11 protein-coding genes are annotated in these 7,336 nt (G+C 32.3%); all 11 read right to left on the reverse strand.

Going from position 1 to position 7,336, the window contains the following annotated elements; genetic code table 11:
• The coding region (locus VIM70_RS13565; RefSeq protein ID WP_331946302.1) for an ABC transporter ATP-binding protein at positions 1-674 on the reverse strand (674 nt) is incomplete at its 3' end.
• On the reverse strand, positions 667-1,620 hold the full coding sequence (cbiQ, locus tag VIM70_RS13570; protein ID WP_331946303.1) for a cobalt ECF transporter T component CbiQ: 954 nt from the start codon (positions 1,618-1,620) through the stop codon (positions 667-669). The genes VIM70_RS13565 and cbiQ, both read right to left, overlap by 8 nt.
• Positions 1,621-1,830: 210 nt before the next feature.
• A complete protein-coding gene (hypE, locus tag VIM70_RS13575; RefSeq protein WP_331946304.1) occupies positions 1,831-2,838 on the reverse strand; it encodes a hydrogenase expression/formation protein HypE in 1,008 nt (335 codons plus the stop codon).
• A 59-nt stretch (positions 2,839-2,897) separates the two neighbouring features.
• Positions 2,898-3,989: a hydrogenase formation protein HypD gene (gene hypD / locus VIM70_RS13580; RefSeq protein ID WP_331946305.1), complete on the reverse strand. Its 1,092-nt coding sequence runs from the start codon at positions 3,987-3,989 to the stop codon at positions 2,898-2,900.
• Complete coding sequence (locus VIM70_RS13585) at positions 3,976-4,200, reverse strand: HypC/HybG/HupF family hydrogenase formation chaperone (protein ID WP_331946306.1); 225 nt, start codon at positions 4,198-4,200, stop codon at positions 3,976-3,978. The genes hypD and VIM70_RS13585 overlap by 14 nt, the downstream gene beginning before the upstream one ends.
• Complete coding sequence (gene tatC, locus VIM70_RS13590) at positions 4,154-4,924, reverse strand: twin-arginine translocase subunit TatC (protein ID WP_331946307.1); 771 nt, start codon at positions 4,922-4,924, stop codon at positions 4,154-4,156. The genes VIM70_RS13585 and tatC (VIM70_RS13590) overlap by 47 nt, the downstream gene beginning before the upstream one ends.
• A 29-nt stretch (positions 4,925-4,953) precedes the next feature.
• Positions 4,954-5,700 (reverse strand): twin-arginine translocase subunit TatC, encoded by a 747-nt coding sequence (gene tatC, locus VIM70_RS13595; protein ID WP_331946308.1) that lies wholly within the window; start codon positions 5,698-5,700, stop codon positions 4,954-4,956.
• An 18-nt stretch (positions 5,701-5,718) separates the two neighbouring features.
• A complete protein-coding gene (gene tatA / locus VIM70_RS13600) occupies positions 5,719-5,955 on the reverse strand; it encodes a twin-arginine translocase TatA/TatE family subunit (protein ID WP_331946309.1) in 237 nt (78 codons plus the stop codon).
• A gap of 13 nt (positions 5,956-5,968) precedes the next feature.
• Positions 5,969-6,637 carry a hydrogenase nickel incorporation protein HypB gene (hypB, locus tag VIM70_RS13605; RefSeq protein ID WP_331946310.1) on the reverse strand — a complete coding sequence of 223 codons (669 nt, stop codon included), beginning with the start codon at positions 6,635-6,637 and terminating at the stop codon, positions 5,969-5,971.
• A 3-nt stretch (positions 6,638-6,640) separates the two neighbouring features.
• Positions 6,641-6,982, reverse strand: a complete 342-nt coding sequence (gene hypA / locus VIM70_RS13610) for a hydrogenase maturation nickel metallochaperone HypA (protein WP_331946311.1) — start codon at positions 6,980-6,982, stop codon at positions 6,641-6,643.
• Positions 6,983-6,991: 9 nt separating this feature from the next.
• Positions 6,992-7,336 (reverse strand): hydrogenase maturation protease (locus VIM70_RS13615; RefSeq protein WP_331946312.1); only part of this gene is annotated, 345 nt, incomplete at its 5' end.

Genomic DNA, 7,336 nt, shown 5'->3' on the forward strand with positions numbered 1-7,336 from the left:
ATCTCATGATCTTCATTGAAAACTATTACCCTATCTGCAATTTCTTCAACAATGTCCAGATTATGAGTGCACGTAATTAAAGTTTTGCCTGCATTATTAAGTTCTACCAATAAATTTATTAGCCATCTTTGAGTGCGTGGATCTAAGCCATTAGTGGGTTCATCTAATATCAAAACTTCTGGATTAATTGATAATATTGAAGCAATAGCTACTTTCTTTTTCTCACCTCCACTTAATTTATATGGTGGCCTGTCCTTTAATGATTCCAAGTTAAGCATCTGAATAACTCCATTTACTCGGTCATTTACTTCCTTAAAGTTAAGCTTCATCTGCAAAGGTCCAAAAGCTATTTCTTCCCATACATTGGTAGAAAACAATTGGGCATCTGAATTTTGAAATATAAATCCAATCCTTTGACGAAAAGCCTGCGCAAACTGCTCGTCATTTAATGTTTCTTCCGTAACAAGTTGACCAAAGGCCCTATACTCACCTCTATTTGGAAATATCAAACCGTTAAGAATTTTTTGAAGTGAAGATTTCCCTGAGCCGTTAGCTCCTAAAATAACTATTTTTTCACCACTGTAAATATCTAAGTTTATATCTTTGAGTACCGGTTCAGACCTTATATATTCAAATGAAACATCGCGAAGCATCATTATTTTTTCCTTATCCAAGAATAATTTCACCTCCAAGAGCTGCAAGGATACAAATTATTACACCTAAAATCCATTGAAAATCAAGTAAAGTAAATTTAAACCTGTTCATAATAACTGGCTCGCCTTTATAACCTCTTGATAACATAGCACCATACACTTCTTCACTTAGGGCATAACTTTTACCAAAGAGGCTTCCAATTGTATTTGAGACAAAACGGCGACCTTCTTTTGAATCAATTTTGCTGAAAGTTCTACTTTTTCTAGAAACGAACATATCTGTTGTAATATTTAATAATATAAAAATATAACGATAACACATTTCCAATGTTATGATGAATATTTTCGGTAAAAACAAAACTCTAAATGCCTTCATTAAATTAGTCCAGCGGGTGGTTGTCGTAAATAAAAAAGCTAGAGAAATTGTGACTCCAACTCTGATTATTAATAAAATAGCTCCTGACACTCCTTGCGAAGTAATCGTAAGTTCGGCTGGAAATGTGAGTGGACCCAACTGTACTTGATGACCGAAATTTATAAGCGAAATTAAACTAGTACCAGGCCTAACAAAGTTGAAAATTGATGGTAATACCGCAATTCCTGTGAAAAGGGGTGTAATTAACCATATCCGTTTAAAATACAATTTTAATGGTACATATGATATCTTTGCTAAAATACACGATATTAAATAAAGAAAAATCAATATAATCACATTATGAAGCAAAGTAGATGTTAAAATTAGTATAATCAAAGATATTACCTTTACTCTTGGGTCTAACCTTTGTAAAAAACCATCTTGAAATGCTATATCTTCAAAAAAAATGACTTCCTTTAACAGTTTAGCAGTACCTTTGATAGTCTTTTCTAAAAAACTGACTTTCTTCCTTTTACCTATACACCCACAGGGACACATGCCTATTTCTCCACTGTTTAACAACCACTCTGGTACTTGATTTTTCGAATTCATTCGTTGTCTCCTTCGCACCATCTTTTAATTAAATAATTTCCTGCTGAGCTTCAATATTAACGACTTCAGAAATGTCATTAAAAAATAAAAAACCACAAAAGGTTTCTTACTTAAAAAATACCGACCTGGTTAATTAAATACTCTTTTTATCTTCCTTATAAACAGTAATTTATATACCGACCTGGTATTCATATAATTGTAATGCAAAATTTAACATATTCTTGGAAGCTGAATTCCAGATGGCATATCAACTAGTCTTTTTCCACCTACTACTGTGTTTAAATAAACTTTTTGTCCCAATTCCTGCGTAACTTTTCCAATAATTACGGCTTCAGAACCCAATGGATGTTTTCTCATTGCATTAAGTACCTTTTCAGCGTAGGCTTCTGGTACAAAAGCGCAAAGTTTTCCTTCATTAGCTATGTATAATGGATCTAATCCAAGCATCTCAGTAGCACCTTTTACTTCTTCTTTAAGTGGTAATTTATTTTCTTCAAGAGCTATGGTTACATTGCTAAATTCACTAATTTCATTAAGCACTGCCGCCACTCCACCTCTTGTAGCATCACGAATAACATGGATACCCTCATATGCTTCAAGCATTGTGTCTACTAAGGAATTAAGGCAAGCACAATCGCTTTTTAAATTTCCTTCAAACCCAAGTTTATTTCTTTCACACATTATTGTCATTCCATGGTCGCCTAATGTACCATTTACTATAACGACGTCTCCCACTGCCCCATTAGCACAATTAATATTAGCATTTTCATAAATTCTACCAATACCAGACGTATTAATAAAAATTCCATCCACATTGCCTTTTTCTACAACTTTTGTGTCTCCAGCAACAATTTTCACACCCGCTTTACTCGCTTCATCAGCCATAGACTTCACAATTTCTTCTAATTTTTTAATTGGGAAACCCTCTTCAATAATAAACGCACTTGTTAGGTAAAGTGGCTTTGCTCCACTTACAGCAATATCATTTACAGTACCACAAACCGCCAATTTACCGATATTACCACCATTAAAAAATATTGGATTTACTACAAAAGAATCTGTAGTAAACGCAAGTTTTTTAAAATCTATATCTACTTGAGCTGCATCATTCATTTGATTTAAAATATCATTATCAAAATATTTGAAAAATACTTCATTAATTAATCTATTAGTTTGTACACCGCCACTTCCGTGACTTAGAGTTATAGTGTCGTCCATTTGAAGCCCTCCTATATTCCTTGTAAGCACGCAACAATTATCAATTGTTACGCCTCCTGTTATTTAGTGTCTTTGTTATATCTATAATATGCTGCACAGGTACCTTCCGATGAAACCATGCAAGAACCAACTGGATTTTCCGGCGTGCAGAGTTTTTTAAAAAGTGGACAATCTGTTGGTTTAATTTTCCCCTTAAGTATTTCTCCACATTTGCATCCAGGACTGCCATCATACTCTTCATAATCTATTTTAAAATGCTTAAGTGCATCAAAATCTTCATACTCACTATTAAATTCCAGACCACTTTTGGGTATTCTTCCAAGACCTCTCCAACTACTATCCACAATATCAAAAGCTTTATTTAAATATTCTAAAGCTATGGGATTGCCCTCAGTTTTTACTATTCTTTTATATTCATTTTCAATTTTATATTCCTTTTTACTTATTAAGTTCACTAATGTATTTAAACCTTGAAGAATATCTATAGGCTCGAACCCTGTAACTACTCCAGGAATATTATAATCCTCGCTCAAAAATTCATAGGGTTTCGTGCCTATAATTGCACAAACATGCCCTGGTAATAAAAACCCGTCTATTTTCAAGTCTTCATCTTGAACTAAAGCTTCCATAGCTGGTGGGACGATTTTATGTGCCGTAAAGAAAAATAAATTTTTTATATTATTTTTCTTCGCCTCCATAACAGTAACCGCAGCCATAGGAGCAGTAGTTTCGAAACCTACTGACAAAAACACTACCTCTTTTGAAGGGTTTTGTGAAGCCATAGCAAGGCAATCCATTGGTGAGTATACTATCCTTACATCAATACCTTCTGCCTTTTTAGTGCTTAGCGAACCTTTTTTCCCGGGAACTCTCATCATATCTCCAAAGGTTGCAATAATTACATTCTCTTTTTCAGAAAGTGTTATTGCTGTATCTATATAACTCTGAGGTGTAACGCACACAGGACAACCTGGACCTGATATCAGATTTACATTTGGAGGAAGTACGTCCCTAATACCATATCTGAATATAGCCATAGTATGTGTACCACAAACTTCCATAATGTTTATCTTTTCACTAGAAATATTATTTAGCTTTTCAACTAGTTTTTTTGAGTATTCATTGTTTCTAAATTCATCAACAAATTTCATTTTGGGCAAGCTCCTTTAAAATATCCAAGGTTATTTTCGCTTCATCTTCATCTATCATTTGTATTGCACAACCTGCATGTACAAGTACATATTCATTCACAGTTGCCTCTGGCACGAGATGCATAAAAACATCTCTCTTCATGTTTCCAACTTCTACAATACCTTTATTTCCGTCTAAACTTAAAACCTTTCCTGGAATTGCTAGACACATTTTCTCTCCTCCTTTTTCTTCTTTCATTTAAATATATTACCCATATACTTACTTCATACATAAATAAAACAGGAGCCGCTGCCACAACAAATGTAAGAAAATCCACTGATGGTAATAACACTCCCTCTACCACCAGTACTCCTAACATAACTGGAATTTGCTTTTTCCTTAAAATCTTAGAACTTATGAGAGAAAGCTTCCCTAATATAACTAATACATATGGTATTAGAAACATAATACCTGTATAAAGGCAAAAAACGCCTATGAAATTAAAATAAGTGCTACCATTTAGCACTGGTTTTAAGTAAGTGATTCCATAGGAAATTAGAAATCCAAGTGTGTGTGGCAATATCATTGTGTAGCCAAAAACTGTACCAAGTATGAATAAACTAATAAGCATAAATGCATTCTTATATAAAAACTTTTTCTCTTTCTTTGTTAAACCAACTCCTACATAGGCCAATATTTCATATATTATAATAGGGCTAGTTATAATTAGAGCGGCTATAAGTGACACTTCCATTCTTGTAACAAAACCTTCTGTTAATTTAAAGTACGCTAGACTTAAATTAAACTTCGCTATAGGTCTCATAAGTATATTAATTAAATAAATAACATTATCATAAATAAGAATAGCAGCAGAAGAAATACTGATAAGACATATTATTATTCTTTTTCTTAACTCATGTAAATGATCTACTACAGACATTTCATTTGCTGCCATACCTTCACCTCATAAAATTTGTATTGTATCTATTGTGCAAGTTCTTTCTTTTTCTTTTTTTTATCCTTTTTTTCAAGTAAGACTATAGACCAAATACTTATTTCATAAAGTAATAAAATTGGAGAAGTTACAAGTATAAAAGTAAAAGCATCCAAAGATGGAGCCATTAAAGCTATACTAATAAATGATAACAAAACTGCTATCTTCCTTTTTCCTTTAAGCATCTTTGAAGTAATAATCCCAATTCTTGATAAAGCTATCAATATTAGAGGGAGTTCAAATATTAACCCTACACACAAAAGTAATGTTCCTATAAAAGAAAAATATTCATCTGCAGAAAGGGTAGGTTTCATAAATTCAGCTCCACAATCAATAAGAAATTTTATAGTAGAAGGTAGAACCAATTTATATGCAAAAGTCATGCCTGAAACGAATAGGACAAAAGACAAAGGTATAATAAGAAATATTAAAAGTCTCTTAGTTTTCTTTGTTAGTACAGGTCCAGTAAATCGTATTGTTAAAAAAGTAATCACAGGTAAAGCTAATACGAGTCCACCTAAGAAAGAAACCTTTATCTTTGCCATTAATCCTTCAGACGGAGTCATAAAATGTAATTGTATTCCATTAAGCGGTTTTGTAAGTATATTAATCAACAGATTTGATTCGATATATACAAGAGAGGCTGCTGCTATAACAATTAAAACTATCCAAAGGATAATTTTTCTAAATTTCTCAAGCCAACGGGCAGCCTGAACAATTAGTTCGCTCTTTATCATAGTTTTTCTCCCTAAAAATTATTTTACTTCCTCTTTTTTAGTTTCTTCTGTTTTAACTTCTGCCTTGGTCTCTGCTCCTTTAACTTCTTCTTTAGCTTCTGCTTTGTTATCATTCATTAGCTCTGATGAAGCCTTTTTAAATTCCTTTATTGTTTCACCAACTGACTTACCGAGTGACGGTAACTTTCCTGGTCCGAAAATTATAAGTGCAATAACTAATATTATTGCAAGCTCTGGAAAACCTATTCTTGGCATAATAAAATTCCTCCTATTTAATCTTTATTTTTTTATTTTGTATTTTACTCATTAACCATGAACATATTTCATCTATACCTTGGTTTTTAACACAAGATGTTTCAAAAGTATCCGCATTAGCATTTAAAGATTTTATATCTCTGTAGAACTCTTTTTTGTCAAAATCAGTAAATTCTATTAAATCTAGTTTGTTCAAAATAATTGCACCACTTTTTTCAAACATCAGTGGATATTTAAGTGGTTTGTCATTTCCTTCGGTGGTACTCAAAACAGAAATCTTTATATCTTCACCAATTTCAAATTCTGCAGGACACACTAAATTACCTACATTTTCGATTACTAGCAAATCAACCTTATCAAGAGTTAATGAATTTAATGCACCTTTTATCATTTCTGCATCAAGGTGACACGCTCCTCCGGTGTTGATTTGAATCACAGGAACTCCTTGTGCCTCTATCCTCTGCGCATCTTTTGTAGTATAAATATCTCCTTCAATTACAGCAATATTTATATCATTTTTAAGCTTAGCTATTATTCGCTCAAGTAGCGAAGTCTTACCTGAACCCGGTGAACTCATTAGGTTTATTACATAAATGCCTTTTTCGTCAAGTAATTTTTTATTTTTAGCGGTTATCTCATCATTTGTTTGAAGAATGTTGGTAACTACTTTTATTTCGCTCATATTTTAATCTCCTTCTATGGTATTTATATAAAGCTCATATCCACTAATAATACTTGAACAAAATTTATTACAACTTGGACAAAGTTTATTAAAATGGTCAATTGGGAATTCTTGTTTACAATCAATGCATTCAGCTATTGCCTTGACTTTTTCTATTTCTAAAGTTGAACCTTCAAGCATTGTATTCATTGTGCAGCTTTTAAATGCAAAGTTTAAGGATTGTGGCATTACACCAGATAACTCCCCTATTTTTAACGATACTTTATTAACTTTCGTGAACTTATTTTCAATTGCTTTATCAGTTACTATTTTGACAACATTTTGAATTATAGAAACTTCATGCATACTTATCTCCTAATTAATTTCTAATTCTTTTTTTATATTAGAAACTATCTCTGGGATTATAGAAACCATTGTTTGTGTCATTTCCAGATCTACGGCTATTTTCTCTGGTTCAATTCCAAATATAACCACTTCAGGGTATTTATCCATCATGTTTGCCATTTTTACGACGTCCAGTATTTGAACATCATGGATAGAAAGATTTTCTTTTTTATAATTTTTAATATCATCTGGTTTTATTTTGTAAATTGTACCCGGTTTTAAACCTGACCTTAGACAATCTACAACTATAACTTTTTTATAATCAAGAAATAAACCAAGTGTATCAAGTGTGGAAGTACCTCCATCTACTAATTC

It is taken from the genome of Clostridium sp., from assembly GCF_036569345.1.
Lineage (GTDB): Bacteria > Bacillota > Clostridia > Clostridiales > Clostridiaceae > Clostridium_AD.

Excerpts from the sequence above, each read along its gene's own strand:
- VIM70_RS13585 (WP_331946306.1), bottom strand. The coding sequence starts at position 4,200 with ATGTGTCTAGCAATTCCAGGAAAGGTTTTAAGTTTAGACGGAAATAAA.
- tatA (WP_331946309.1), bottom strand. The coding sequence starts at position 5,955 with ATGCCAAGAATAGGTTTTCCAGAGCTTGCAATAATATTAGTTATTGCA.
- hypD (WP_331946305.1), bottom strand. The coding sequence starts at position 3,989 with ATGAAATTTGTTGATGAATTTAGAAACAATGAATACTCAAAAAAACTA.
- tatC (WP_331946308.1), bottom strand. The coding sequence starts at position 5,700 with ATGATAAAGAGCGAACTAATTGTTCAGGCTGCCCGTTGGCTTGAGAAA.
- hypA (WP_331946311.1), bottom strand. The coding sequence starts at position 6,982 with ATGCATGAAGTTTCTATAATTCAAAATGTTGTCAAAATAGTAACTGAT.
- cbiQ (WP_331946303.1), bottom strand. The coding sequence starts at position 1,620 with ATGAATTCGAAAAATCAAGTACCAGAGTGGTTGTTAAACAGTGGAGAA.
- tatC (WP_331946307.1), bottom strand. The coding sequence starts at position 4,924 with ATGGCAGCAAATGAAATGTCTGTAGTAGATCATTTACATGAGTTAAGA.
- hypB (WP_331946310.1), bottom strand. The coding sequence starts at position 6,637 with ATGAGCGAAATAAAAGTAGTTACCAACATTCTTCAAACAAATGATGAG.
- hypE (WP_331946304.1), bottom strand. The coding sequence starts at position 2,838 with ATGGACGACACTATAACTCTAAGTCACGGAAGTGGCGGTGTACAAACT.